Annotated in this window: 23 protein-coding genes; 11 read left to right on the top strand and 12 right to left on the bottom strand. The window is 60.8% G+C overall.

All coding sequences use genetic code 11. From position 1 onward, the window contains the following. From PhaeoP97_RS09880 to PhaeoP97_RS09865, 4 genes are all read right to left on the bottom strand, one after another. On the bottom strand, window positions 1-708 hold the full coding sequence (locus tag PhaeoP97_RS09880) for a hypothetical protein (protein WP_157891243.1): 708 nt from the start codon (window positions 706-708) through the stop codon (window positions 1-3). Between the two features lie 405 nt (window positions 709-1113). Continuing rightward, window positions 1114-1485, bottom strand: coding sequence for a DUF1353 domain-containing protein (locus PhaeoP97_RS09875; RefSeq protein ID WP_072504922.1), 372 nt, complete (start codon window positions 1483-1485; stop codon window positions 1114-1116). Next, window positions 1482-2462, bottom strand: coding sequence for a contractile injection system protein, VgrG/Pvc8 family (locus PhaeoP97_RS09870; protein WP_072504921.1), 981 nt, complete (start codon window positions 2460-2462; stop codon window positions 1482-1484). The genes PhaeoP97_RS09875 and PhaeoP97_RS09870 overlap by 4 nt, the downstream gene beginning before the upstream one ends. Window positions 2463-2501: 39 nt before the next feature. Then, the gene (locus PhaeoP97_RS09865; RefSeq protein WP_072506402.1) at window positions 2502-3719 is read right to left on the bottom strand and encodes an MFS transporter; all 1218 of its coding nucleotides are present in this window, start codon (window positions 3717-3719) and stop codon (window positions 2502-2504) included. A gap of 542 nt (window positions 3720-4261) precedes the next feature. Here PhaeoP97_RS09865 and PhaeoP97_RS09860 point away from each other — a divergent pair. From PhaeoP97_RS09860 to PhaeoP97_RS09845, 4 genes are all read left to right on the top strand, one after another. After that, window positions 4262-7078 carry a [protein-PII] uridylyltransferase family protein gene (locus tag PhaeoP97_RS09860; protein ID WP_072504920.1) on the top strand — a complete coding sequence of 939 codons (2817 nt, stop codon included), beginning with the start codon at window positions 4262-4264 and terminating at the stop codon, window positions 7076-7078. Then, window positions 7071-7361, top strand: coding sequence for a hypothetical protein (locus PhaeoP97_RS09855; protein WP_072506401.1), 291 nt, complete (start codon window positions 7071-7073; stop codon window positions 7359-7361). Before PhaeoP97_RS09860 ends, PhaeoP97_RS09855 begins: the two co-directional genes overlap by 8 nt. 105 nt (window positions 7362-7466) lie before the next feature. Further along, complete coding sequence (locus PhaeoP97_RS09850; protein WP_072504919.1) at window positions 7467-8681, top strand: RSP_2647 family RNA methyltransferase; 1215 nt, start codon at window positions 7467-7469, stop codon at window positions 8679-8681. A gap of 16 nt (window positions 8682-8697) precedes the next feature. Further along, a complete protein-coding gene (locus PhaeoP97_RS09845; protein WP_072504918.1) occupies window positions 8698-9237 on the top strand; it encodes an RSP_2648 family PIN domain-containing protein in 540 nt (179 codons plus the stop codon). 66 nt (window positions 9238-9303) lie between these two features. Here the strand turns inward: PhaeoP97_RS09845 and PhaeoP97_RS09840 are convergent, their stop codons facing one another. The 3 genes from PhaeoP97_RS09840 to mazG all read right to left on the bottom strand — a co-directional run bounded on the left by PhaeoP97_RS09840 (window position 9304) and on the right by mazG (window position 12086). After that, entirely contained in the window at window positions 9304-10299 is a 996-nt protein-coding gene (locus PhaeoP97_RS09840; RefSeq protein WP_072504917.1) for an LLM class flavin-dependent oxidoreductase, read from the bottom strand. Window positions 10300-10492: 193 nt separating this feature from the next. After that, entirely contained in the window at window positions 10493-11185 is a 693-nt protein-coding gene (locus PhaeoP97_RS09835; protein WP_072504916.1) for a M48 family metallopeptidase, read from the bottom strand. A gap of 64 nt (window positions 11186-11249) precedes the next feature. Beyond that, entirely contained in the window at window positions 11250-12086 is an 837-nt protein-coding gene (gene mazG, locus PhaeoP97_RS09830) for a nucleoside triphosphate pyrophosphohydrolase (RefSeq protein WP_072504915.1), read from the bottom strand. Window positions 12087-12150: 64 nt separating this feature from the next. On the opposite strand from mazG, the gene PhaeoP97_RS09825 reads away from it, so the two are divergent. From PhaeoP97_RS09825 to PhaeoP97_RS09810, 4 genes are read left to right on the top strand one after another with little or no spacing between them, the layout of a single operon-like run. Continuing rightward, window positions 12151-13344, top strand: coding sequence for a M20 aminoacylase family protein (locus PhaeoP97_RS09825; RefSeq protein WP_072506400.1), 1194 nt, complete (start codon window positions 12151-12153; stop codon window positions 13342-13344). Window positions 13345-13403: 59 nt separating this feature from the next. Continuing rightward, a complete protein-coding gene (speB, locus tag PhaeoP97_RS09820; protein WP_072504914.1) occupies window positions 13404-14372 on the top strand; it encodes an agmatinase in 969 nt (322 codons plus the stop codon). Continuing rightward, on the top strand, window positions 14365-15312 hold the full coding sequence (gene speB / locus PhaeoP97_RS09815; protein ID WP_072504913.1) for an agmatinase: 948 nt from the start codon (window positions 14365-14367) through the stop codon (window positions 15310-15312). Before speB (PhaeoP97_RS09820) ends, speB (PhaeoP97_RS09815) begins: the two co-directional genes overlap by 8 nt. A 44-nt stretch (window positions 15313-15356) precedes the next feature. Then, window positions 15357-15779, top strand: coding sequence for a DUF1499 domain-containing protein (locus PhaeoP97_RS09810; RefSeq protein WP_072504912.1), 423 nt, complete (start codon window positions 15357-15359; stop codon window positions 15777-15779). Between the two features lie 42 nt (window positions 15780-15821). On the opposite strand, the gene PhaeoP97_RS09805 is transcribed toward PhaeoP97_RS09810, so the two are convergent. Next, window positions 15822-16115, bottom strand: a complete 294-nt coding sequence (locus PhaeoP97_RS09805) for a hypothetical protein (RefSeq protein ID WP_237029021.1) — start codon at window positions 16113-16115, stop codon at window positions 15822-15824. Between the two features lie 166 nt (window positions 16116-16281). On the opposite strand from PhaeoP97_RS09805, the gene prfA reads away from it, so the two are divergent. From prfA to PhaeoP97_RS09790, 3 genes are all read left to right on the top strand, one after another. Then, the gene (gene prfA / locus PhaeoP97_RS09800; RefSeq protein ID WP_072506399.1) at window positions 16282-17337 is read left to right on the top strand and encodes a peptide chain release factor 1; all 1056 of its coding nucleotides are present in this window, start codon (window positions 16282-16284) and stop codon (window positions 17335-17337) included. Next, a complete protein-coding gene (prmC, locus tag PhaeoP97_RS09795) occupies window positions 17334-18191 on the top strand; it encodes a peptide chain release factor N(5)-glutamine methyltransferase (RefSeq protein WP_072504910.1) in 858 nt (285 codons plus the stop codon). Before prfA ends, prmC begins: the two co-directional genes overlap by 4 nt. A 224-nt stretch (window positions 18192-18415) precedes the next feature. Continuing rightward, on the top strand, window positions 18416-19141 hold the full coding sequence (locus PhaeoP97_RS09790; RefSeq protein ID WP_072504909.1) for a DUF4167 domain-containing protein: 726 nt from the start codon (window positions 18416-18418) through the stop codon (window positions 19139-19141). A 118-nt stretch (window positions 19142-19259) separates the two neighbouring features. Here PhaeoP97_RS09790 and rsmA read toward each other — a convergent pair whose 3' ends face one another. From rsmA to PhaeoP97_RS09770, 4 genes are all read right to left on the bottom strand, one after another. Continuing rightward, complete coding sequence (gene rsmA / locus PhaeoP97_RS09785; RefSeq protein WP_072504908.1) at window positions 19260-20105, bottom strand: 16S rRNA (adenine(1518)-N(6)/adenine(1519)-N(6))-dimethyltransferase RsmA; 846 nt, start codon at window positions 20103-20105, stop codon at window positions 19260-19262. Between the two features lie 122 nt (window positions 20106-20227). Continuing rightward, complete coding sequence (gene pdxA, locus PhaeoP97_RS09780; RefSeq protein WP_072504907.1) at window positions 20228-21205, bottom strand: 4-hydroxythreonine-4-phosphate dehydrogenase PdxA; 978 nt, start codon at window positions 21203-21205, stop codon at window positions 20228-20230. Then, window positions 21202-22467 (bottom strand): peptidylprolyl isomerase, encoded by a 1266-nt coding sequence (locus tag PhaeoP97_RS09775; protein WP_072504906.1) that lies wholly within the window; start codon window positions 22465-22467, stop codon window positions 21202-21204. Before PhaeoP97_RS09775 ends, pdxA begins: the two co-directional genes overlap by 4 nt. Continuing rightward, on the bottom strand, window positions 22452-24641 hold the full coding sequence (locus tag PhaeoP97_RS09770; protein WP_072504905.1) for an LPS-assembly protein LptD: 2190 nt from the start codon (window positions 24639-24641) through the stop codon (window positions 22452-22454). Before PhaeoP97_RS09770 ends, PhaeoP97_RS09775 begins: the two co-directional genes overlap by 16 nt. Between the last annotated feature and the right edge of the window lies 1 nt (window position 24642).

Raw genomic sequence — 24642 nt, 5'->3', positions numbered from 1 at the left:
CTAAGCCTCCAACTGCCCTGACTGAAATAACTCAACCATGTACTGGCGCATCTCCATTACGACGCTGTCCGTATCCACTGTATTAGCATATCGGTCTATCCGTATCCTCTTCTTTATGGCCATCTCGCTTGGGTTGATGCTGTCACCATTGCGAAGACGGATGACATAGTCATCAGCATCCTCATCCTCAACGAGTATCTCAGCCACCCCATCCAAGCCCTCCTTTGCCGGATGCAAGTCCCCTTTGGGAACATTGATTGACAGGCGCAGATTGCCTTTACGGCTCCGACCTAAGTCTGACGCTTTCTGGTCAGCTACGAGCAGGTCCTGAACCATGCCAGCAATTGGGTCCAGTAGACGTTTCGCAGTCCAAGGCTGTTGTGCTCTCAGGTTTTCTTCAATCACTTGCCGGGTGGCATCTTCGATTGAGAGGTCCAGTTGGACGCTTTCGACGCCACCACCTGCGGAGATCCTGGCAATTTGATTTGCGGATGCACGTCTTACAAGGTCAAATTTCCCTGCATTTTCATGCAGTCCGGCTAAGCGAAACAATCCCTGGAGGTAGCCACGTAGAGACGCGGCATTTGATGCTGCATTGAATGAAATAACGTGGTTCCCGCGAACGAAGCCCAGAAAATCTCTATATAGATAGTTTTCTTGGTTCCCTGGTGCTCTTTCTGACAGGCGGGTAGTTTGTTGGTCGATCATGGGTACAACTCCCGCTGGTTGACGATCAACATACCTAGTGCAATGCAGTGCGACCCCTTCGTCTGGGTAGGGTGTTATCCGTGCTCCCATATCGGAAGATCCATCTGAGCGTTCAACCACCCGCTGGCGAGAAGTCGGTAATTCGCGATGGGATGCACGAAGCAGGGTTTCAAGATCGGTTGATTCAGTGAACCATAGTGCTTTGCGGTACTCCAAAAACCGATAAACTCTCGTCATAAAATCTTCCCCTAATTTTGAAAACACTTATTAGGTGAAGACGGTCGATTCGCTAGGTAAAACTTCTCCTATAGGTTGAGGTGGGCGATTTCAGTGTGGTTGGTTTCGGGGGAGCTGCTCTGCTGTTGTGAACGAAAACGCAGGCTTCAGTGCTTTTTTCTAAAGCAATCACCGTTCCTGCCGAAAAAACCATTTCCAGAACCGGCGGGCGCGCATGGCGCCGTAGGCGGCCCAGGTGCGGAGGGCGGGGGCGTGTTCGCTTAGCGCGGCCTCAAACCACTGGCTGTCGGCAAAGGCCACGCGATAGCCTTCTTCCAGCAGCGTGTCGTGGATGACGGCGGATTTCAGGAAATAGGGATCGTCCGGCGAGAACAGCCAGTGCAGCCAGGCGGGAACCGAGCTTTCAAACGCGCGGCCTGCCGGGATGGTCAGGAGCCAGCCGCTGTCTTTCTTGCCAATGCTCCAGGTCAGATCGCGCGTGGTGACATAGCTGCGCGTGTCGCCCCGGCGATACCATTCGGTGTCCAGATTTACGTTCATGTCTTCGTCTTCTCGTTGTCGCGTTCTGCTTTGAAACTTGTCGTCAATGCCGCGCCGAGGCGGTGGGTGACGCTGGTGATCAACCATTCGCCTTCCAGTTCGGGCTTGATGCCGGTCAGGTTGACCTTGGCCTCGGCCATCAGATCACCCCAGAAGCCGCCGAGCTGAACACTGACAGATCCGCTGGCGCGGGCGGCGCGGGACAGGGCGGCGTCGGCGGCGCGCTGTGCCTCTGCCTTGTTCGGGTAGCGGTGGCGCAGCTTCAGCTTGGGGTCCTTGTCTCCGGCCTTGCAGGTGCGGATTTCAGCGCTGCCAAGGTCGGTCCATTCCACGATGACGCAACCGTATTTGCCGCGCCCTTTCAGTTGCCAATCGCAAGACGCCATCTGCGCGCGGTTCACCTCAAACACCGGCAGGGCAGAGCCATCAGCGGCCTTGTTTTCTCCGCGCTTGGCCACAACCAGAGCACCGCCCGCCGGTTTGGCGACGGCGTCCAGATCCTTGGCCAGGCGGGTCAGGAAGTTGAGGTCGCTTTCGGTGGTCTGCGCCAGATAGGCATAGCGGTGGGCTTTCAGGCTGTCGCTGATCACCGGTTTCAGCCCGTGTTCGCCCGCAATCTTGGTGATGATGTCGGCAAGGGAGACGTTGCGCCAGGACCGGGATTTGCGCGCCCGGATACCGCTCAGCATATCTGCGGCCTTGGCACCAATGGTCATGATATCCGGCGCAATGCTGCCGCTCAGCTCATCCACCACAAAGCGCCCGATTTCCACCAGATCGCTGGTGAAGCCAAGCGAGATTTGCAACGCAACCCCATCCTCGGGCAGGGCGATGGCATCGTCGCGGTCGTCGACTGTAATCTCGGCCCGGTCTGATTTGCTGCCTGCCTCATCAATGACGGTCAGGCCAATCAGCCGGTCGGCAAAATTGCCGGTGACGTCCTCACCATCAGCGATGGTCTGGTAAGCGACTTTCATGACGTATCCGGGTCCCCCCGGCCTGTTCCGCCTGCGACGTCAATCAAGCCTGAGCCAAAACGCCGCGTAGATCAGCAGAATAATGCAACAGATCGCCGACATCAGGAAGGGCGCACGCAGGGCAAGATCGCGCCCCAGATCGCCCTCCAGCAGCGCAACAAGAACGCCACCAGTGAGCGCGCCCAGTGGCATCGACCCCCAGCCAAAGCAACGATAGATGCTGTTGACCCGTCCCAGCAGGTCGGACGGGATGCGGCGCTGGCGCCAGGATACAGTGATTACGTTCCAGACCATTGCCGCCGTCATCACCACAAACAGGGCCGAGGCCATGACGATACCACTGTTACTAAGGCCGATAACGGCGTAGCCAGCAGCCCATCCCGCAATCGACAGATACAGGCAGGGCTGTACACCGATTAGGCGGGTGAGGCGTGGCGCAATCAGACTACCGGTCACAGCACCAAGTGCGGCAATGGACAGCACCAGCCCGTATTCCGTAGCCGATAGCGCTAGAACGTCCTGAGCAAACAGGATCTGCACAGTAATCGTTGCAGTGGCGAGAAAATTGGCGATGCCCAGCACAATGGCCAGCCGCAACAGCAGACGGTCACTGCGCATGAATGCGATGCCTTCAAGTAGCGCTTTGCCAAAGCTCTGCCGCAGCGGCGCGCGCGGTGACAGCTTGATCAGCCAAACAAACCCCGCCGCCAACACCAGCGCCACCACATCCAGTCCAAAGGGAACAGCAATACCGGCTGCGATTAGCAAACCAGCCAGCGGCGGACCAATGAACTGACCCGTCAGTTGCTCGGCCGTCCACAGCTGGCCATTGGCGGTCTCCAGATCAGATCCGGCGACAATATCGGGCAGGATGGTCTGGGCCGCATTGTCGCGGATCACCTCAGCCGACCCCAGGATAAAGGCGAGTCCAGCCAAGGCCCAGATGGCACCAGGAGTCGGCGCGCTGACCGCAAGCATCAGGATGGCCATCACGATCATGGCCCGCAAAAGATCGGCGCGCGCAATCAACTTGCGCCGATCCGTCATATCCGCAATCACCCCTGCAGGCAGGGCAAAGAACAACCATGGCAGGCGTCCAGCCGCAGCGACGGCGGCAATCGCGACCGGATCACGTGTCATCAGCGTGGCCAGCCATGGCAGTGCCAATAGGATAAACCCGTCGCCCAGATTGGTGAGCGCCCCGGCGGTGAACAACAGCCGGTAGTTTCGGTTTCTGATCAAAAGGGGTGATGCCACGGTGACCTCCGATTGTGCTGGTGCGGCGACGCTAGCGCTCTCCGATGGGGGTGTCACGGGGATAACGGCGGAAATGGCGTGCCAACAGCAGAACAGCGCATCGGTTTTGCGGTTGATGCGTCGGTCTTGCACAGGGCGTCCCTCACGCGAACCGCGCCACCTGAATGGCGTGACAGCTTCGTTGAAAGCAGGAGAAGTAGTTTGCGGCTGCGCCATGCAGTCAGACGATATGATATCGCACACAGTGACAGGGTATAGCCCAGATGGCCTGCCATAATCGGCGGGGCCGGGCACCGGCCTGTCACTGGTTATACTCGTAACAACTCGTTGTCTGACTTGCCCCCGGATCGTAAGCGCAGCCGCAGTACCAGCGTTAACGATTTGTGCGCAATACGACTATTAGGGTATTCCTTACCTTGCGTAAACTTGTAGGGCGCGGTTGGCAACTTACCCTCAGATTCTCTCGTCGCCCCAAAGGGGCGCAAGGTAGTTCTGGCGGATCACCGATTGACGGCGGCGGCGTCTGGCCGCAGTGTCTCACTATGGGACATTCTCTTGATATTCAGCGTCTTCCGCGCGCTTTTGATCCGGATCTGGGGCAGGATGCGTTGGCGCTTGTACCTGCGCTTCTGGGGGATCAGGCCGCATTGGTGACTGGTGCTGCTGGATCCAGCCCCTATCTGAAGGAGCTGATCGCGCGTGAGGCGGACTGGCTGCCCCCTGCGCTTGCGGATCCAGCAGCGGCACTGACGCAAATCAGCAGTGATGTGCGCGCGCTCGCTCCTGATCAGCTGAAGCCGGGACTGCGCCGGGCGAAACGCCAGGTGGCGCTGCTAAGCGGGCTGTGTGATCTGGCGGGGGCGTGGGATTTGATGCAGGTCACCACCGCCTTGACCCATTTCGCAGAGCTTTGCGCAGATGTGGCCATCAAGGCCGAGATAGCCACCCTGATCCGCCGCAAAAAACTGCCGGGGCTGACCGAGGACGATATCGAAACCGCTGGTGGACTGACACTGTTGGCGATGGGAAAAATGGGCGCATATGAGCTGAACTACAGCTCGGATATCGACATGATCTGCCTGTTCGATGAAACGCGGTTTGATCCCGATGATTTCTACGAGGCGCGACAGGGTATGGTGCGCGCCACCCGCAATATGTGCACAACGCTAAGCGAGCGTACGGCTGACGGCTATGTGTTTCGCACCGATCTGCGGTTGCGGCCTGATCCGGCGGTGACCCCCGTAGCCATGGCGATGGAAGCGGCCGAACGGTATTACGAAAGCCTGGGTCGCACCTGGGAACGGGCCGCCTATATCAAAGCGCGTCCCTGCGCTGGGGATCTGACGGCGGGTGCGGAGTTTTTGCAAACACTGCGGCCCTTTGTCTGGCGGCGCCATTTGGATTTCGCCGCGATTCAGGATGCCCATGACATGCGTCTGCGGATCCGGGAAAACAAGGGCACAGGCGGGCCGCTGAACGTGCCGGGGCATGACATGAAGCTGGGGCGTGGCGGCATTCGCGAGATTGAGTTCTTTACCCAAACCCGGCAATTGATTGCGGGTGGGCGTGATGAAAGCCTGCGTCCGCGCGGCACGCTGGACGGGTTGCGCGCGTTGGCGGCCAAGGACTGGGTGCCACAGGATGTCTGCGACCAGCTCGGCGCCCACTACGTGGCACACCGCGAGGTCGAACACCGCATTCAGATGGTGCATGATGCCCAGACCCACCGGATGCCACAATCCGAGGATGGCATTGCCCGTGTGGCCTGTCTGATGGATCGTGACCCCGCAGAGCTGCTGGCCACAACCAAGGCCCGGCTGGAAGAAGTCCATGGCCTGACCGAAGGGTTTTTTGCCCCTGATGCCCCGCCCGAGATGGTGCAGGCGCCGCTGCCGGAGGTACTGGACAGCGATACCCTGGCCCGTTGGCCCACGTATCCGGCTCTCCGCTCAGCGCGGGGAGCGCAGATCTTTGAACGGCTGAAACCAGAACTGTTGGCCCGGTTGGCGCGCACTGCTCAGCCGGCAGAGGCGTTGGTGGCGCTAGATGGGTTTCTGGCCGGGCTGCCTGCCGGCGTGCAGTTGTTTTCCCTGTTTGAGGCCAATCCCCAGCTGATAGATCTGCTGATCGACATCGTCGGCACCTCGGGAACGTTGGCAAGCTATCTTGCGCGCAATTCAAGCGTGTTTGATGCGGTGATTGGGGGATCGTTCTTTGACGCCTGGCCTGCGCGGAATGTGCTTGAGCAGTCGCTCGAGACGGTTCTGTCGCATGAGGTTGACTATGAATCCCGGCTGGATGCGACCCGGCGCTGGTGCAAGGAATGGCATTTCAGGATTGGCGTGCACCATCTGCGCGGCTTGATCGGTGCGGCTGAGGCTGGCGCGCAATATGCAGAACTCGCTGAGGTAGTCATCGCAGGCTTGGCGCCGGTTGTGGTCGATCAATTTGCTTTGAAACATGGCCCGCCGCCCGGACGTGGCGCGGCTGTGCTGGCGATGGGATCATTGGGGGCCAGACGCATCAATGCGTTGTCGGATCTGGATGTGATCGTGATCTACGACCCCGGTAACGCGGAGGCGTCGGAGGGTCCCCGGCCGCTGGCAACACGGCCCTATTATGCGCGGCTCACGCAGGCGCTGATCACCGCACTGACGGCCCGCATGTCGCAGGGCCAGCTTTATGAGGTGGACATGCGGCTGCGCCCCTCGGGCACGCAGGGGCCGGTGGCGACCAGTCTGGAAAGCTTCTGCCAGTACCAACGCAATGATGCCTGGGTCTGGGAGCATCTGGCGCTGACCCGCGCGCGGGTCGTGGTGGCGGTGCCGACACCCGCCGCCGAGGGGCTGGCGCAGGATATCACCGATTTTCGCGCAGCGTTTCTGGGCGAGGCGCGCAGTCGTGCTGTGATCCTGCCAGAGGTTGCGAAAATGCGGGTGCGGCTGGCCGCGGCTAAGGTGCCAAACGGTCCTTGGGATGCCAAAACCGGCGCCGGGCGGATGATGGATATCGAGCTGATCGCCCAGGCGGGGGTGTTGCTGAGTGATGCACGCGCGCAGGATGTGGCCTGCGGATTGGCGGGGGCTGTCGCCTGTGGCTGGCTGGATGCCGCAGATGCCGCTGAATTGCAGCGCGGTTATGATCTATTCTGGTCAGTGCAGACGGCCGCGCGGCTGGTGTCAGGTAAGGCAATCAACGCGGAAACGCTGGGCGAGGGCGGGGCGCAGTTCCTTTGCCGCAGCACCGGATTTGAGGATTTGGCCGCGCTGGAGGCTGCATTGATCAACCGCTATCAGGGCTGTGGCGAGATCATTGCCGCTGCCTTGCAAAGAGAAGGAGCCACGGGTCATGATGACTGAGACCACGACGACAGGCGCGCAGCTTGCTGTCCTTGATCGTAAGGGGTTGATCCGCGAAAGCTATCGTATTGACGGCATTGAGCCGGGGCAGTGTCGTAGCATATTTCTCGACTGGGCGCTGAGCCTGCCGGATGGGATGGACAGTCGCGCGGCGATTGCCGCATTGCTGGAGCTTGTCGGCACCGCCCAGCCGGACCACCCAATGACAGCTGTGCTGCGCGAGGGGCTGGAGGCTGATGCCAAACCTCGCAGGCGCGGCGGCTGGCGGTCGCGTACGCGGTAGGCTCTCACGCGCCGCGCGTGGCAGAGGGCCACGCGGGTGGCGGCGTTGCAGTCGCCCATCTTCAACGCCCTTTCAACACGCGCCGCTTGCGGATAAGAGGGGCGCATGACAGCTTCTTCCTCCGCGCCAGAGCGCGCCCGCGTAAAACTGAAACCCAAAGCCAATGCCCGTGCCCTGCGCCACGGCTTCCCTTGGGTCTATGCCAACGAGTTGGTCGCCGACCGGCGCACTCGCAAACTGACCCCCGGCTCCCTTGCGGTACTGGAAGATGACGGCATGACGTCGATGGGGCTGGTCGCGGTTAATCCTGAGAGCAAGATCATTGCGCGTATGCTGGACACGGACCCGGCGGCTGAGATCAATCAGGATTGGTTCGCGACGCGCTTGCGCCGCGCGCTGGACCTGCGTGAGCAGCTATACGATGCGCCCTACTACCGTCTGGTTCATGCAGAATCTGACGGCTTGCCCGGAGTGGTCATTGACCGGTTTGGCGACATCTGCGTGGTGCAGCCAAACGCAGCCTGGGCGGAAACCCATCTGGAGCAGTTGACCGCTGCCTTGCAGGAGGTGACCGGCGTCGCGACGGTGCTGAAAAATGCTTCCGGTCGCGCCCGCGGTCTGGAAGGGTTGGATGATGTCAGCGCCGCTCTTCACGGCACCGCGCCGGAGGCCGCGGTTGAAGTCACGATGAACGGGGCCACCTATATGGCAGACCTGACCGGTGGGCAGAAAACGGGATTGTTCTACGACCAACGCGACAATCATGCCTTTGCTGCAAAATTGGTGAAACCCGGCGCCAAGGTGCTGGACGTATTTTCGCATGTGGGCGGTTTTGGTTTGGCGATGCTGGCTGCAGGTGCTGCCAAGGCGACCTGTGTTGATGGTTCTGCGCCTGCGCTGGAACTGGCGCGCCAGGGCGCCGTTGCCAGTGGTTTCGAAGATCGTTTCACAGCGCTGCAAGGCGATGCGTTTGATGTGTTGACCCAACTCAGCGATGACGGTGCGCAATTCGACGTGGTCATCTGTGACCCTCCCGCCTTTGCGCCGTCGAAACAAACACTTGAGGCCGGTCTGCGGGCTTATGAGCGGATTGCCAAACTGGCCGCGCCGCTGGTGGCTCCGGGGGGGTATCTGGGCCTGTGTTCCTGTTCTCATGCGGCAGATCTTAGCCGGTTCCGCAATGCTTCGGCCCGCGGAATCGGGCGTGGCGGACGTCGCAGTCAACTGCTGCACACCGGCTATGCGGGTGCAGATCATCCCCAGCTGCCTCAGCTGGCTGAAAGCGGCTATCTGAAGGCCGTATTTTTCCGTCTCGATTGATCCTGGGCGACTGACAATGAAACTGCTCTTGGACGCCTGCGTGCTCTATCCGACGGTGATGCGGGAAATGCTGTTGGGGGCGGCCGGTATCGGGTATTTCACCCCGCTTTGGTCCGCCCGCATTCTTGAGGAATGGGCGCGGGCGGCGCGCAAGATCGGCCCTACGGGCGAGGCACAGGCACGGGGTGAAATCGCCCTGATCGCCGCCACCTGGCCCAAGGCTGAAATCGCGGCGGCGCCGGGTGTCGAAGCGCGGCTGTGGCTGCCGGATGTGGCGGATATCCACGTTCTGGCTGCTGCAATTGCGGGCCATGCGGATGGTATTGTCACCGTCAACAACAAGGATTTTCCGCGCCACACGCTGGCTGAGGAAGGCTTGGAACGGATCGGTCCTGACCAACTGCTGTATGACTGTTGGCTGAAAGATCAGGACGGTATGTCTGCTGTTGCAGAGGCGGTTCTGGCAGAGGCCAACCGCCTGTCAGGCGGCATTTGGGAGATGCGACCGCTGCTGAAAAAGGCGCGCCTGCCGCGGATTGCCAAGGCTTTGGGCTAGCCGGACAAGCGCGGCGAGCGGTTCAGGTGGGTCTGCCTTGGCAATCCGCAGGTGCGACCGCTGAGCTTAGACCGCACTCAGAACTTCGGCTGCGATCTCAAACGACCTCAGTCGCGCTGTGTGATCATGGATCTGCCCGGTTATGATCACCTCATCCGGTTGATATCGTTCCAAAATCTCGCTCAGTTCTGCGGTTACCGTCGCTTTGCTGCCGGTGGCCGAGATCCGTAACGCCTCATTCACACCGGTCAGGATCTGCGGTGTCAGATGGGCGTCGATATCGTCCACCGGGGGCGGCAGCTTGCCGGGTTTGCCCTGATGCAACCGGGCAAAGGCCTGCTGCATGGTTGTCTTAAGCCGGACGCCTTCTGCACCGGCCTCTGCGGCAAAGACATTGACAGCAATCATCGCATGTGGCGCTGAACGTTGCGCGGAAGGTCGAAAGGTGCTGCGATAAACTTGCAAGGCATGCTCCAGCGCTGCGGGCGCAAAATGCGAGGCAAAAGCATAAGGGAGCCCCAGCTGGGCCGCCAGTTGTGCCCCATACAGGCTGGACCCGAGAATCCAGACTGGAACGGCGGTGCCCTGACCGGGAAAGGCGCGCACGCGTGTCTCGGATGTTTCCGGGCCAAGGTAGTTTATCAGTTCGATCACATCATGTGGGAAACCGTCGGGGGTGCCGTCATCCGGCTGGAACCCGCGCCGCAGTGCGCGCGCCGTCTGCATATCGGTGCCCGGCGCGCGGCCCAGCCCCAAATCAATCCGGTCACCATAGAGACTGGCCAACGTGCCAAAGGCCTCTGCCACCATATAGGGCGCATGATTTGGAAGCATGATGCCCCCGGCGCCCACCCGGATGGATTGTGTCTGGCTGGCAATATGGCCGATCAGCACGGCTGTTGCAGCGCTGGCGATACCGGGCATATTGTGATGTTCAGCCAGCCAGTAACGATGATAGCCCCAGGCCTCGGCCCGCTGTGCTAGGTCGGTGCTGTTGCGCAGCGATTGGGCAATGTCCTGGCCTTCGGGAACTGGGGCAAGGTCAAGAACGGAATAGCGCATGTTGGGTCTCCGATGTTCCGTCAATGCAGGCATTGGGTGATGTCAGCTCTGCGTCTCTGAAGGAAACGCTTCCGACGCGGAATTGGTTGCGATCAGATGGGGACACTGCGATCCGCAGACAAACCAACAGGCCAAAACACCCGTTCTGAATTGCATAACTCTTACGTCAAACCAGGGTCTTGCAGCGCAATCTTCAAGTCTTTTTACTACTCCAGCGCTGTTCCAGGCGCTCCAGCGCGGCGATACGTTCCTCTGTCTTGGGATGACTCATTAGCCAGGCGGGGGCCAGGCCGCTGCGGGCCTGGGTCAGTTCTTCCAACTTGCGAAACAGGCTCTTTTGCGGCGCGGTGCCGATGCCGGATTTGGTCAGCAGGGCAGCCGCATATTCATCTGCCTCATATTCATCCCCGCGCGACAGGCGGGCAGCTAGCAGAGAGGTCAAGACATTGGCGATCCAGGGACCAACAAAAGGAACAAAGCGACCGATGATCAGCATCAAGGCAGTGCGCAGCGCGTTCTGACCGGAGAAGTCGATCATGCGCTTTTTAGCATGCCCCAGCGCCACATGGCCCAGCTCATGCGCGATGACCGAGGCCAGCTCGGCGTCACTGACCTCGCCACTGCGATATTTGCGATAGAACCCACGGGTGATAAAAATCCGCCCGTCCGGCGCCGCCAGCCCGTTCACGGGGTCGACCTCATAGATGTAAACCGGGATATGGCTGATCTCCAGCGCGGCAGCCATGCGATCTGTCAGTTGACGCAGGCGGGCATCGGCCAGCTCAGTCGATTGTTCGTCCAGGGCGCGATGAGTCCGCCATATCGACAGGCGGTACATCACCAGCCCATAGATCACGGCCAATAGGATCGGGGTCAATCTCAACATTATAGGGATATGGGGCGCAACGGCGATAGAGACAAGGCTGTGGCCGCCTGTGCAGGGCGACCGATCATTTGTGGTCTGTTTTGGCGGCGGCGCGGCTCTCGACCTTCACCTCATCCCAGAGCGCATCCATTTCGGTCAGATCGCTGTCCTCGGGGCGTTTGCCGCGGGCGGATAGCTTGGCTTCGACGCCCTCAAACCGGCGGGTGAATTTGGCATTGGCAGCCCGCAGCGCCGCCTCTGGTTCAACACCCAGGTGACGACCCAGATTGGCCATCACAAACATCAGATCACCGAATTCCTCCTCGACCTCCGCCTGGCTCAAACTGTCGCGCGCCTCTACCAGTTCGGCAGATTCTTCGGCGATTTTATCGATGACATTATCTGCCGAGGGCCAGTCAAAGCCGACGCGCGCGGCGCGTTTTTGCAGCTTATAAGCGCGCAGAAGGGCGGGCAGGCCAACCGCAACGCCATCCAAGGTGCCCCGTTGTGCCTTGTCAGCGCGTTCCGCCGCCTTGATCGCCTCCCAGTCGGCGGTCTGCTGGTCGGCGGATTTTTCGCGGCTCTCATCGCCAAAGACATGCGGATGGCGCGACACCATCTTGTTGGACATGGTGGTGACCACATCCTGAAAGGTGAAATGCCCGGCCTCTGCCGCCATTTGGGCATGAAACACCGATTGAAACAGCAGATCGCCCAGTTCCCCCTTCAGCTCATCCCAGGCTTCACGCTCAATTGCGTCGGCAACTTCGTAAGCCTCTTCAATGGTATAGGGCGCGATACTTGCAAAATTCTGCTCGATATCCCAGGGGCAGCCGCCCTTTGGATCCCGCAAGCGGCGCATGATTTCCAACAGCCGTTCAATGCCGGCAGTTTCATTGTGGATGAGATCGGTTTCGGGCATTGCGGCGGCTCTTGTTCCAGTGTCAGATGCATCAATCCCGAGTCTGACCAAGGAGTCCACCCCAATGCCGGTTGTGAACCGAATTGCCGACTATGCCGACGAGATGAAGACCTGGCGTCGGCATCTGCACCAGATCCCCGAGTTGGCGCTGGACCTGCCAAAAACCGCGGCCTTTGTCGCTGAGCGGCTGCGCGAATTTGGTGTGGATGAGCTGCATGAGGGAATCGCGACCAGCGGTATGGTGGCGATCATCAACGGGCAGGGCAATGACGCAGGCGACGGGCCGACCATTGGGTTGCGCGCCGATATGGACGCGCTGCCCATCCCGGAAGAAACGGGGGTCGACTATGTCTCAGGTCATGCGGGCAATATGCACGCCTGTGGTCACGATGGTCACACCACCATGCTTTTGGGGGCCGCGAAATACCTCGCGGAGACGCGGAATTTCAAAGGCCGCGTGGCGCTGATCTTCCAGCCTGCGGAGGAAGCCATCGGCGGCGCCCGCATCATGGTCGAAGAGGGCATCATGGAGCGGTTCAACATTGGTGAGGTCTATGCGCTGCATAATGCGCCGGGCCTGCCTGTTGGGGCCTTTGCCACCACGCCGGGGCCGTTGATGGCGGCAGTTGATACCTTCCACATCAATATTCAGGGCGTCGGCGGCCATGGGGCCATGCCGCATGAAACCCGCGATCCGGTGATGGCGGCCTGCGGCATGGCGCAGGCGATCCAGACGATTGTGTCGCGCAACCACTATGCGCTGGACGATCTCGTGGTCTCTGTCACCCAGATCCACACCGGCACCGTCGATAACGTGATCCCTGACACCGCCTATATCAACGGCACCGTGCGCACCTTTGATCCGCGTGTGCAGGAGATGGTGATGCGGCGGATGAAGGAAATTGTTGCGGGGCAGGCAGCAAGCTACGGTGTTGAGGCTGAGCTGGACTATGAGGTGGGTTACCCTGCCACCATCAATGACGCGTCCAAGACGGGTTTTGCGGCCAGCGTCGCGGGCGAGGTTGCGGGTCCTGAGAATGTGGAGGCCGAGGCCGGGCGCGAAATGGGGGCGGAGGATTTCTCCTACATGCTTCAGGCCCGCCCCGGTGCCTATCTGTTTCTGGGGCAGGGCGACAGCGCCGGGCTGCATCATCCGAAGTACGATTTCAACGATGAGATCGCGCCGATTGGGGCGTCGTTTTTCGCCCGTCTGGTCGAGAGAGCACAGCCAGCGGTCAACGCATCCAACGACGGGTGACAAGGACAATGTGACCCGCTATTTGATCAAACAGCAGGTGCATCACAAGGAGGCGCAGAATGGCGCTAGAAGACGCAAAGCACATGATCGATCACGCCTTTACGCGTGAGGATATGAAAGGTCTCAGCTTTGAGATCACCTTTGGTGGAGCGACCTCCTTTCTGCGACGCAAATATACCAAGGATCTGACCGGGGTGGATATCGCGGTCACGGGCGTGCCGTTTGATCAGGCGGTGACCAACCGGCCCGGAACACGGCTGGGTCCCCGCGCAATCCGCGAGGCGTCTTGCCTGCAAAGCCCGGACGAACCCTATGGCTGGCCACATAAACCGCTGAGCACACTGGCCATTGCCGATTATGGTGATCTGGCTTTCGATCACGCGGATGTTCCGGCATTTCCGGCGGCGTTGACGGATCATATTCGCGGTATTCTGGCGACCGACACGGCCTCGGTCGTCTTGGGTGGGGATCATTATATCAGCTTTCCGATCCTCAAGGCCTATGCCGAGAAACACGGCCCGATCTCGCTGTTGCAGTTTGATGCCCATACCGACACCTGGCCCGACGACAATATGGACCGGATCGACCATGGGACCATGTTCTACAAGGCCGTGAAAATGGGCCTTGTGGATCCGAAAACATCCGTTCAGGTCGGGATCCGCACCACCAATGACGATACGCTGGGTGTGAACATCATCGACGCGCCCACCGTGCATGACATCGGCCCGGTTGAGACCGCGAAACGGATCAAGGCGATCCTTGGCGACCGGCCGACCTATCTGACCTTCGATATTGACTGTCTTGATCCAGCCTATGCGCCGGGCACCGGCACGCCGGTTTGGGGCGGGCTGACCTCGGCGCAGGCGTCGCGCATCCTGCGCGAGATTGCAGGCATCAATATCAAAGGCGGCGACGTGGTGGAGGTTTCCCCTCCGTTTGACACCACCGGCGCCACCGCCATCGCAGGCGCCCATGTGGCGACCGAAATTATCTGCCTTCTTGGCTGGAATATGAGAGACAATGACTGACTTCAATCAACCGATCAGCGGCAATGATCTGGCACGGTTTTCCGGTCCGAACACCTTCATGCGGCTGCCACAGGCCACCTCGCTGGACGGGCTGGACGTAGCCATTCTGGGCGTGCCGATGGATATCGGCACCTCCTGGCGCTCTGGCACCCGCTTTGGGCCGAAGCAGATCCGCGCCGAAAGCGCGATGATCCGCCCCTACAACATGACCTCTGGCGCGGCGCCGTTCGACAGCCTGAACATTGGCGATATCGGCGATCTGGCGATCAATACGTTCTCTCTGCCCGACAGCCTGCGTATCATCCAGGAAAGCTACAGCGCCATTCTGGCCAGTGATGTGACACCGGTTGCGATGGGCGGCGACCATTCGATCACCCTGCCGATCCTGCGCGCCATTGCTGAAAAATACGGTCCCGTCGCCTTGGTCCATGTCGATGCCCATGCGGATGTGAACGACGATATGTTCGGCGAGCGCGAGACCCATGGCACCGTGTTCCGTCGTGCCTATGAGGAGGGTCTGATTGTCGCCGACAAGACCTACCAGATCGGCCTGCGTGGCACAGGTTATGGTGCCAGCGACTTTAAAGAGGCGCAAAGCTGGGGATTTCAGCATTTTCCGGCAAGCGAGCTGTGGAACCGCTCTCTGCACGGCATGGGTGCGGAAATTCGTCGCGATATCGGCAATAGGCCTGTCTACGTGTCCTATGATATTGATAGTCTTGATCCGGCATATGCACCGGGAACAGGCACGCCGGAAATCGGCGGGCTGACAACGCCGCAGGCGCTGGAATTGATCCGGGCTTTGCGGGGGCTGAATATTGTTGGGTGTGACATGGTCGAAGTGTCACCCCCCTACGACACGTCCGGCAATACGGCGCTGACGGCAGCGAACCTGCTATACGAGCTGCTGTGCATCTTGCCTGGCGTTACAACCAAATAAGGTGTGCTGCCCGGTGGCAGCCGCCACGAGGGAGAGCGGACCATATGGGTCGTGTGGTGATATTCATCTGGCTGAGCATCGCAGCCATTGTTGTGGTGCTTGGCTTTATCCGCCTTGCCCCCAGTGACCCGCTGGACTGGAACACCCAGCCAGAATTCTCTGAGGATAAGACATTTCGCGGTGGTGTATTCCGTGTCGTGCGCAGTGGTGAGGATGGGTTGGCGCGGTTCCATATTGTTGCCAGCAACGCAGCACGCACCAGGGTCCTTGCGGGCTCGGTCGAGGATGAGATGGTCACCTATGTGACCCGCACCCGGCTTTTGGGGTTTCCAGATTACACCACGGCGCGGCAGGATGGTGAATTGCTCAAGGTCTATGCCCGGCTGCGCTTTGGCCGCTCCGATCTGGGGGCCAATAACGACCGGATCAACAGCTGGATCGCGCAGATGGAGCCTGCGCCGCAATAGTTCGCTGGCAGGGCTGAGGCGGCAAGACGATTGTTAGCAGGGTCAGATCCGCGGAAGCGGATTGGCCGCTCTCGAGGCCGCAGGTGCCTCATGGGTCTCAGCTGCAAGGCACCCCTGCTGTACCTCGCGCCACATTGGTACGTTCAGCGACATCTGGCATTGGGCCGTGAACATGCGCCCATCAACTTGAAGGCAGATAAATTCACCCAATTCGATCCGGCTGCCTGTCTTGTCGGTACAATAGCAGTCAATGGTGCGGCCGTTCGGAGCGGTCACATCCGCTCGGACAGTTGTCGCGATGGTATGAAACAGCAGCACAAGACCAAGAAGCCGCATCAACTGCCGACCTGGGGGCACAGCATTGTTTTCGGGGTGAATAACGGCACGGGCGCGGCGCTCCAGGCGGTCCGTTCCCACGATATGAGGACTGGCATGTTGCATGACCCTAGCATATCACAAGGGCAGCTTTCGCCAAAGACAGATCAGAACGGACATTGCGCGCATGATCCCCGAAGACCGCCTTGAACAAATTTTGCAACGGTTCCAGTATCTTGAGGCTGCAATGGCTGAGGGCGTTGCCGGTGCGGATATCGCGGCTTTGGCCAAGGAATATTCCGACCTGCGCCCGGTTGCGGAGCAGATCACCGCCTATCGCCGGCTGCTGTCCGATCTGGAAGAGGCCGAACAGATGTTGGCGGATCCCGATATGGCAGAGCTCGCTGAAGAGGAATTGCCGCAGCTGCGCGCCGCTCTGCCTGAGGCGGAACACACGCTGCAACTGGCGCTGTTGCCACGTGATGAGGCTGACGCACGTCCGGCTATGCTGGAAATCCGCCCCGGCACCGGCGGCGACGAGGCGGCTCTTTTTGCCAGTGATCTCTTGCGCATGTATCAGCGCTACGCCGAGGCACGGGGTTGGGGATTTGAGATCATCGAAGAGCAGACCACCGAATTGGGCGGGCTGAAAGAAGTGGTGGCCCATGTGAAGGGCGAAAACGTCTTTGCCCGGCTGAAGTATGAATCCGGCGTCCACCGCGTGCAGCGAGTTCCGGTGACGGAATCCGGTGGCCGCATTCACACCTCCGCCGCCACTGTCGCGGTTCTGCCCGAGGCCGAGGATGTGGATCTGCGCATTGATCCCGGCGATCTGCGGATCGACACCATGCGGGCCTCTGGTGCTGGCGGCCAGCATGTGAACACCACAGATTCCGCCGTGCGGATCACCCATATCCCGACCGGCATCATTGTTGTCAGCTCTGAAAAATCCCAGCATCGTAACCGCGAGATTGCCATGCAGGTGATGCGGACCCGGCTCTATGATCTGGAGCGCCAGCGGATCGACAGCGAACGCTCAGCTGATCGCGCCAGTCAGGTCGGTTCTGGTGATCGCTCCGAACGGATCCGCACCTATAATTTCCCGCAGGGGCGGATGTCGGATCACCGCATCAACCTGACGCTTTATAAGCTGGATCAGATCATGCAGGGCGACCTGGATGAAATCATCGACGCGCTGACGGCGGATGATCAGGCGCGACTGTTGGCCGAGATGGGCCAATGAACGCACCACAGACAGCTGCTCAGGCGATGGCGGCTGCGGCCTCGCGCCTGCGCGCGGCCGGCGTGCCCGATCCGGCGCGCGATGCCCGCGTCCTGCTGGCCCATGCCGCCCGGATCGAGGCCAGCCGTGTCACCTTGATTGCGCCCGAAGATTTGGCCCCGGAGATTGCCGAACGTTATGAGCAGCTGATTGCCCTGCGCGCCATCCGGGTGCCGGTGTCGCATCTGGTCGGTGAGCGGGAATTCTACGGACGGCGGTTCAAGGTCTCTGGTGATGTGCTGGATCCGCGTCCGGAAACCGAATGCCTGATTGAGGCGGCACTGGCTGAACCCTTTGCGCGGGTGTTGGATCTCGGTCTTGGATCGGGCTGCATTTTGGTGACACTGCTGGCGGAGATGCCTGAGGCCACTGGCCTGGGGGTGGATCTGAGCGAGGCGGCCTGCTTGCAAGCCAGCGCCAATGCGGTGCTGCACCGGGTGGAGCCGCGCGCCGAGATCCTGCAATCTGACTGGTTTTCGCAGGTGGTGGGGCGGTTTGACCTTATCGTGTCGAATCCGCCCTATATTGCGCTAGATGAAATGAATGGGTTGTCTGACGAGGTGCGCGGCCATGAGCCTGAGATGGCCCTCACTGATGGTGGCGACGGGCTGGGGGCCTATCGCGTGATCGCGGAACAGCTGCCGGAGCACCTTAGCCCAGAGGGGCGGGTTTTTGTAGAAATCGGGCCAACCCAGGCCGCAGACGTCTCGCGTTTTCTGGTGGACGCAGGGCTGACCGACATCCGCGTCATCCAGGACCTGGATGGGCGCGATAGGGTGGTTTGCGCCCGAAACTGTGGCGAAAACGCCCGATAACACCGTCATCCACGCGTAAATCCGCAGTTTCGTAAGAAAAAGAGTGGATAATCCCATCCAACCCCTTGTCTGAACAGGCGGAACATGATTACTCAGAGAGGTCGCCTTCGGGTGAGGTGCAAAATACCTCCCGGCGACATCAAGCCCAAAATGGTCGATGATCCGGCGCAGAGGCGCGCTGGTGTGGATCCACGACAAATACAATCAAGGCTGACGTTAGGCATATGAGATCGTCCAAATCACGTTCGCGTTCCAAGTCAAACCGGAACCGCCCCGCAGGGGCAAATGTTGTCAACCGCGTGTTCGACAGCTCCGGTCCCGAGGGCAAGGTACGCGGCACGCCGCAGCAGATCATCGATAAATATAATCAGTTGGCGCGTGATGCCCAGTTGAGCAATGATCGTGTTGCCACCGAGAATTTTCAACAACACGCAGAGCATTACCTGCGGATGTTAAACGAAGCACAACGCGAAATTGACGCGCGCCGCGAAGAGCAGGAGCGGCAAAACCGCGAACGCCAGGCAGAGCGGGACCGCGAGCGTTCCGAACGGCTCGAGCGTCAGGAACGCGAAGCGGGCAGCCGCAACGATGATCCGGCTGCAGCGCCGCAACCCGATGTGCTAGACCCGCGCGATAGCAATGGTGAAAGCGGCCTTGTCGCAACACCTGAAAGCCGCGATCAGGCCCCTGCTGGCGCCGAGGGCGAGAGCAAGCCGCAGAAGCCTCAGGCGCGCAAGCCACGCAGCCGCAAGCCGCAGCCAAAAGCTGATGCTGCGCATGCCGAGGAGACCAAAGGCGGCGCTGCCAAAACTGGTGATACGTCCGCAGCCGCTGCGGCGCCCGTGGCAGAGACGGACGATGTCGCTCCCGCACCCGAGCGCAAACCAGCAGCACGGCGTAAGCCCAAGCCAAAACCCCCGGCTGCGGATGCGCCGGAAGCCGCGGAATAGATCCGTGACGTCAGATTGATGAAATCTGGCACACCGTGGATGGGAAAAAAACCCGGTCTCAGATGAGACCGGGTTTTCTATTTGGCAGAGGCGTTGCTGACATGTTGCAAAGCAAAGGTCAGTCCAGAGGCTTCAGGCTGCGGGCCAGCGCGCAGAACGCCTCCAGCCCAATCTGTTCGGCCCGCTCGGTCGGCGGAATGCCAACGGCGGTCAGATGATCCTCAATATCAGGGCTCACGCTCTTGAGGCTGGCGCGCAGCATCTTGCGGCGCTGGTTGAAGGCCGCCGCAACGACCTTGTTCAATGTGCCGGCGTCAGCAGGATAGCGGGGGGAGTCCAGGGCGGTCAGATGCACCACGGCGCTGTGAACCTTGGGCGGCGGGCTAAAGGCTTCGGGCGGCAGCGACAGCACGATACGAGCATCGGCACGCCATTGCGCCAGCAACGCCAGACGCCCATAGGCCTTGCTGCCCGGCACGGCCACGATCCGCTCCGCGACCTCACGCTGGAACATCAGGGTCAGGCTCTGCCAGAACGGCGGCCAGGCCTTCGGCGTCAGCCAGCGCACCAGCAGCTCGGTGCCGACGTTATAGGGAAGATTGGCGGCAATGCGGATCGGAGGGGTCAGATGGGTGAGCGGGTTCACCTCCAGCGCGTCGCCTTCTATCACCTGCAACCGGCCGGGATAGGCGTCGGAAATTTCCGCCAGCGCGGGAATGCAGCGACTGTCCTTCTCCACCGCCAATACGCGACGCGCACCCTCTGCCAGCAAGCCCCGTGTCAGACCGCCGGGGCCGGGACCGATTTCCAGCACATCACACTCGCTGAGGTCACCAGCCTGCCGCGCGATTTTGGCGGTCAGGTTCAGATCAAGGAGAAAGTTCTGGCCCAGCGATTTGCGCGCCAGAAGCTGGTGAGTCTCGATCACCTCACGCAGGGGAGGAAGGGAGTCGATAGCGCTCATATCATCGGTACCTTGGGACGGGGCGCGAGGGACGCGCCATGATTTTCATGCTTCCGGCGGGGATATTTCCGGCCAGAAGAAGTTTCAAGTGCCGGCGTTCTGTCTGCGGGCCATTTGCCCGGTCAGCTGCGCGCCATGGACTGCGCCAGCCGCAGCGCCTCAATCAGACTGGAGGGGTTGGCGAGGCCCTGACCGGCGATGTCGCAGGCGGTGCCATGGTCCGGCGAGGTGCGGATGAAGGGCAGCCCCAGCGTGACATTGACGCCGCGGTCGAAATCCAGCGTCTTGATCGGGATCAGCGCCTGATCGTGATACATGCAGATCGCCGCGTCGTAGCGGGCGCGGGCTGCCGCGTGGAACATCGTGTCGGCGGGATGCGGCCCAGAGAGCGTATAGGCGCCGCCCTGCATATCGGCAATCAGCGCGCGCATCCAATCCAGTTCTTCGTGGCCCATGGCACCCTCTTCGCCGGCATGGGGATTGAGACCTGCAATTGCGATCCTTGGGTGCGCCAGGCCAAACTGATCGCGCAGCCCCTGGGCGGTGATTTCGATGGTGGCCCGCAGGCGCGCGGCGGTCAGCGCCTTTGGCACCTCCGCGAGGGCAATATGGATGGTCGCAGGCACCACCCGCAGCGCCGGGCTGGCCAGCATCATCACCACATTCTGAACATTGCCGAGATGGGCGAGGAATTCGGTATGGCCGGGGAAGGGAAACTGCGCCCCATCCATCAGCGCCTTCTTGTGGATCGGCGCGGTACAGAGCGCGCTGGCCTCACCGGATTGCACCAGCGCGACACCGGCCTCGATGGCGCAGATGACACCGGCGGCATTGTCGGGGTTGAGCTGTCCGGGCACGGTTGGGGCGGCAAAGTCGACCCGCAGCACAGGCATCGCGCTGGCGCTGACATCGACGGCCTCAGCGGCATTGGTGATCTCTTGCCAGTCTGTTCCCGTGGGCAGGTGCCGTGGATCGCCTAACCACAGGAAGGGGCAACTGTCGCGCAGCTCCTGCCAGGCCTTCACCGCCAGTTCCGGGCCAATGCCCGCCGGTTCCCCACAGCTGAGCGCGATGGGCAAGGGGCGGGCAGGGCGGCTCATTCGTCGCTGATCCGCGCGTCAGCTTTCAGCTGCTCCAGCAGGCTGTCGGCAAAGGCCCCGAGCCGCTGCTGGGTCAGCGCGTTGCCGACGCTTTCGCGGCTGGCTTCGGCGTTCACCTCTGCGGTGCGGCCACAGAGCATCAGCAGCATCAGGGTCTGGCCATTGTTGCGGGTCAGAGCCAGCGAGGTTTCATTGGGATCCAGCTTGGCCAGCTCAATGGCGATATCCTGTGGGATCTCTGCCGGGGCCAGAGTTTCACGGTCCAGCACAGACGGATCCTGATCCTTGGCCACGCCGTAGAGATCGTCACAGGTGTCGATGGCGTTTGCAACCTTGGTGCCTGCGGCCAGCGCCTCGGGGGTGCGGCCTCCGGGCAGGTAGTAGGCCGCGTATTCGATGGCGGCGTAGCTGGGGGCGGCGCCGCTGGTTTCGCGCAGATCACGCAACTGGAACAGGGCGACGGCCCCATCCAGCGGCAGCGGGGCGGTCACCTCGCCTGGACGCAGGCCCAGCACCACCTGTTGCAACTGCGGTGGCAGATTGGTCAGCGGCATCCAGGGCAGCCGACCGCCGCTCTGCCGGGTGGCCGTTGCTGAATATTGCTGTGCTGCCTGAGAGAAGGCGCCAGTGGTGCTGATCCGGCTCACCTGTTGGGCGATGTCCTCAACCTGAGGTGCGTTTTGAGCGTTGATCGGCATGATCAATTCAGAGAGCAGAACTTCTACTCCACCAGAGCCGGACAGCCCCATGGCACGGTCGATTTCATCTTCGCTGGGGCGGGCCTGAGCCAGATAGCGTGCCGCGACATATTCACGCCATGCGATGCCCACACGGGTGAAATCCCGCAGGGTTTCAGGTGCCACGCCGTTTTGGCCCAGCACATTCAGGAATTCTTGCAGGCTGAGGTTGGCGCGGCTGGCGAGTTCGCTCATGCCCTCGGCAATCTCTTCCTCTGTCGGCTCGATGCCGGCTTGCGCCAGCACATCCAGCTTCAGGCGGTCCAGGATCAGATCCTCGCGCGCCTTTTTCAACGGATCGCCGGGATCGCGCAGCAGGGTCAGGAAACGGGCGCGCTGTTGCAATTCGTAATTGGTGACAACCGTATCATTCACGGTCACAGCCGGGGCAAACAGCCCTTGGGCGACGACCGGTGCAGGCACCAGCGTCGCGACGGCGACGAACGCCAGCGCGGCTGTGGTCCGGGTCAATTGCTGAAGGAGGGGGGCCGCACCTTGGGGCCGGAAACTCAGGTGTTTTTGCATGATCGCCTGTACTTCTTGCTGCCGCTGTCCACGGAGAACCCGTTTAACGCGATGGTAAAGCCGAAATCCGTTGTCGGCTCAACACTTGTTGTCGATGTATAGCGCCGGTTGACCGAAAGATCGACCGTCACGCATTCATTGGAATAGACCAACCCAAGCCCCGCGCGGGTGGCACGGGCGTCTGAGATGTCGTAGCGCAAACTGGCGCTGGCCGTCCAGCCGGGGGAAACTTCGTAAGCGCCGTCGAACCAGATCTCCGAGGTTTCCTCGGAGCGGCCTTCCGCCGGATCGGTGCCCAGCCACATATAGGTGCTGGTCAGGCGGCTGCGTTCGGTCATCCAGTCGCCCCGGACCTCGGCCTTGGAAAAGTTCAATGACCCGTTCAAAAGGCCGCGTGTGGAAATCGCCAAATCATCATTCAGTTTCAGCTGTGCCGCCAGCAATAGATCCGATGAGGTGCCGCCAAGTCCTGAGCTTTTGGTGAATCGCCCGTCGTCTGCGTCACGAAACACCTGTCCAACGGTGGCCGAGGCCTGCCAGCCAGAGGGGGAATAGCGCGCCCAGTTTAACCCGTAAACCACGGCAATGCCGTCTTCGCGGGCATCTGTCGCTGGAAAGCGGGACAGCTCCAGAAGATTGCCGCGATCAAACTCTACAAAATTGCTCTCGTCGTTGGGGACGGCGGTGTCGCCTTTGTCGGTCCAGCCGATTTGCAGTATCGGTTCCAGAAATTGGGTCGCACCAGATTGTTCGCGCCTTGTCATTGGCAGGCGGAAGGTCAGAGCACTGCGCGGGCTGAGCCGCGAAGTGTTGTTGGCAAAGACCTTGTCGTCATAGACAGCAAAGGTATCCGCGGCCGCGCCGAGCGACCATTCTGCCACCAGCCCACTATTGAACCGCCAACTGCGGCGCCAATCCACATCAATCGTGGCGCGCCCGACATCACGCCCGCCCGGGTCGGTCAGATCGCCTTCGATGTCCGAGGTTCTATTGTGCCCGTGTGTCTCCAGGGACAGCCGCAGTTCGCCACCGATCTGTGACGGAAAGAATCGCCGCTCGTAGTAGATATTGCCGATGGAGGCGGGGATCAGATCCTGATTTTCGCTGTCACGCAGCGTCTTGTAGGAGATTGCGCTGGCCCGGAATAGGCTATCGCGTTGTACCTTGGAAATGACCACCTCAGAACGCAGCCGGTCCAGATCCTGCAGGCCATAGTCCACCAGATAAGCATCGTCAGATACAGTCTTAAGATCAAATCGCAGCTTGTAGGCGTTGCGCAGGTCAAAGCGGCCCTCGGCAAAAACATAGCCGCGATCCTCGTCACGGTATAGCTCATCGCGGGTATAGGCGCCGTTGAGTTCTATCTCGCCATGCCGAAAGGCCTGACGATAGCGCATATCCAGCGTCCGGGTGCGCGACGACAGATACGGCGACAGGGTCAGATCGCGATGGGGACCGATGGTCAGAAAATAAGGGACTTTCACCCCGGTGCCGAGGTTGGACGTCGTGCGGATTGACGGGATCAAAAATCCGTTGGCGCGTTCCAGTGTCGGATCCGGCAGGCGGATGCCCGGAAAGTAAAAGATCGGCGTGTCCAACACCCGCAATTGTGCGTTCTCAAGATAGAGCTGGCGTTCCTGCTGGTCATGGGTGATCCGCTCCGCGCGGATTTGCCAGAGCGGTGGACGCCCATCGTTGCAGACATGGCAGGACGTCACGGCGGTTTTGTAGAGCTGCGTGTAACGCCCGTTCACCCGTGTCATTTGCAGCGAGGCAAGTTGCAGCTGCTGCTGGAACACCATCCGCGCGCCCGTCAGAAGACCATTGCGCAGGTCACGATCCAATTCGGCCGCATCGGCCAGAATGGTAATGTCGCCGCCCTCGTCAATGCGAATGGGCCCTTCGATCTGCAATGCCCCTTGCGTCTGATCAAACGTGATCTTCTGGGCACGTAGCCGGACACCGTCTTGAAACGCCTCGACATTGCCCTCGGCCACCAGGGTGCGGTCCGGTGTGATGAACAATTGATCAGCTACCAGGATCGCGGGGGCGTTGCTGGCGTTGGACGCAGATGCGACCGGTGTCAGCCCCTGCGCGCGCCCTGTGTCGGGCAGGGCAAGCGCACCCAGGGTCAGCCAAGGCAGAACCGTCGAAAGAAGCAGGGCGCCGCGCATG

This window comes from Phaeobacter porticola (assembly GCF_001888185.1).
Classification (GTDB): domain Bacteria; phylum Pseudomonadota; class Alphaproteobacteria; order Rhodobacterales; family Rhodobacteraceae; genus Phaeobacter; species Phaeobacter porticola.
This window is presented reverse-complemented; position numbering and strand designations above follow the sequence as displayed.

Coding starts and splice junctions, on each gene's coding strand:
- PhaeoP97_RS09880 (WP_157891243.1), bottom strand. CDS start 708: ATGATCGACCAACAAACTACCCGCCTGTCAGAAAGAGCACCAGGGAAC.
- PhaeoP97_RS09875 (WP_072504922.1), bottom strand. CDS start 1,485: ATGAACGTAAATCTGGACACCGAATGGTATCGCCGGGGCGACACGCGC.
- PhaeoP97_RS09870 (WP_072504921.1), bottom strand. CDS start 2,462: ATGAAAGTCGCTTACCAGACCATCGCTGATGGTGAGGACGTCACCGGC.
- PhaeoP97_RS09860 (WP_072504920.1), top strand. CDS start 4,262: ATGGGACATTCTCTTGATATTCAGCGTCTTCCGCGCGCTTTTGATCCG.
- PhaeoP97_RS09855 (WP_072506401.1), top strand. CDS start 7,071: ATGACTGAGACCACGACGACAGGCGCGCAGCTTGCTGTCCTTGATCGT.
- PhaeoP97_RS09850 (WP_072504919.1), top strand. CDS start 7,467: ATGACAGCTTCTTCCTCCGCGCCAGAGCGCGCCCGCGTAAAACTGAAA.
- PhaeoP97_RS09845 (WP_072504918.1), top strand. CDS start 8,698: ATGAAACTGCTCTTGGACGCCTGCGTGCTCTATCCGACGGTGATGCGG.
- PhaeoP97_RS09840 (WP_072504917.1), bottom strand. CDS start 10,299: ATGCGCTATTCCGTTCTTGACCTTGCCCCAGTTCCCGAAGGCCAGGAC.
- PhaeoP97_RS09835 (WP_072504916.1), bottom strand. CDS start 11,185: ATGTTGAGATTGACCCCGATCCTATTGGCCGTGATCTATGGGCTGGTG.
- mazG (WP_072504915.1), bottom strand. CDS start 12,086: ATGCCCGAAACCGATCTCATCCACAATGAAACTGCCGGCATTGAACGG.
- PhaeoP97_RS09825 (WP_072506400.1), top strand. CDS start 12,151: ATGCCGGTTGTGAACCGAATTGCCGACTATGCCGACGAGATGAAGACC.
- speB (WP_072504914.1), top strand. CDS start 13,404: ATGGCGCTAGAAGACGCAAAGCACATGATCGATCACGCCTTTACGCGT.
- speB (WP_072504913.1), top strand. CDS start 14,365: ATGACTGACTTCAATCAACCGATCAGCGGCAATGATCTGGCACGGTTT.
- PhaeoP97_RS09810 (WP_072504912.1), top strand. CDS start 15,357: ATGGGTCGTGTGGTGATATTCATCTGGCTGAGCATCGCAGCCATTGTT.
- PhaeoP97_RS09805 (WP_237029021.1), bottom strand. CDS start 16,115: ATGCGGCTTCTTGGTCTTGTGCTGCTGTTTCATACCATCGCGACAACT.
- prfA (WP_072506399.1), top strand. CDS start 16,282: ATGATCCCCGAAGACCGCCTTGAACAAATTTTGCAACGGTTCCAGTAT.
- prmC (WP_072504910.1), top strand. CDS start 17,334: ATGAACGCACCACAGACAGCTGCTCAGGCGATGGCGGCTGCGGCCTCG.
- PhaeoP97_RS09790 (WP_072504909.1), top strand. CDS start 18,416: ATGAGATCGTCCAAATCACGTTCGCGTTCCAAGTCAAACCGGAACCGC.
- rsmA (WP_072504908.1), bottom strand. CDS start 20,105: ATGAGCGCTATCGACTCCCTTCCTCCCCTGCGTGAGGTGATCGAGACT.
- pdxA (WP_072504907.1), bottom strand. CDS start 21,205: ATGAGCCGCCCTGCCCGCCCCTTGCCCATCGCGCTCAGCTGTGGGGAA.
- PhaeoP97_RS09775 (WP_072504906.1), bottom strand. CDS start 22,467: ATGCAAAAACACCTGAGTTTCCGGCCCCAAGGTGCGGCCCCCCTCCTT.
- PhaeoP97_RS09770 (WP_072504905.1), bottom strand. CDS start 24,641: ATGCGCGGCGCCCTGCTTCTTTCGACGGTTCTGCCTTGGCTGACCCTG.